General features: G+C 65.1%; 1 protein-coding gene. It reads left to right on the top strand.

All coding sequences use genetic code 11. The annotated features are described in order from the left end of the window. A partial coding sequence (locus JCM9942_RS17590) for a DNA polymerase Y subunit UmuC family protein (RefSeq protein WP_484600277.1) occupies positions 1-631 on the top strand: 631 nt, incomplete at both ends.

The following is a 631-nucleotide window of genomic DNA, read 5'->3' as shown; positions in this document are numbered from 1 at the left end:
TTCGGGGCTGCGGCCGCTGCGGCGTTGGCGCGCATGGGCGTGCGCAAGGTCCGGCAGTTGCAGGCGCTGCCGCGTGCCAGCATAAACCGCCGGTTTGCTCCGGAAGTACTGCAGCATCTGGATGCATTGCTCGGTGAGCGTGCTTTCGTATTGCAGCCTTATCAGCCGCCGGAGGTGTTCGAACTGCGCATCGAACTGGGCTATGAAGTGGAATCCTCGCAGGCGTTGCTGTTCCCGTTGCGGCGGCTGACCTCCGACCTGGCTGCGTTTCTGGCCGGGCGCGATGGCAGCGTTCAACGGTTTTCACTGTTGCTGGAGCATGAAGACCGGCCCTTGACCTGCATCGATATCGGCCTGCTTTCAGCCGAACGCGATGCCGGGTTGCTGTTCGATATCGCGCGCAGCCGCTTGGAGCAGGCGGAAATTCCCGCCCCGGTGCGCCAGTTCGGGCTGCGTGCTGACCAGCTGCCTGTATTTGTGCCGGAATATCGGGAGCTGTTTGATGCCCGGCCCCAGCAGAGCATGCCGTGGGAGCAGCTGCGCGAACGTCTGCGCGCACGCCTGGGCGACCAGGCGGTGCACGGGCTGCGTGTGCATGCCGACCATCGCCCGGAACAGGCGTGGCGGAGCG

The sequence above is a fragment of the Stenotrophomonas pictorum JCM 9942 genome (assembly GCF_001310775.1).
GTDB lineage: Bacteria > Pseudomonadota > Gammaproteobacteria > Xanthomonadales > Xanthomonadaceae > Stenotrophomonas > Stenotrophomonas pictorum.
The sequence above is the reverse complement of the archived record's forward strand: the minus strand, read 5'-3'. Positions and strand labels throughout refer to the sequence as shown.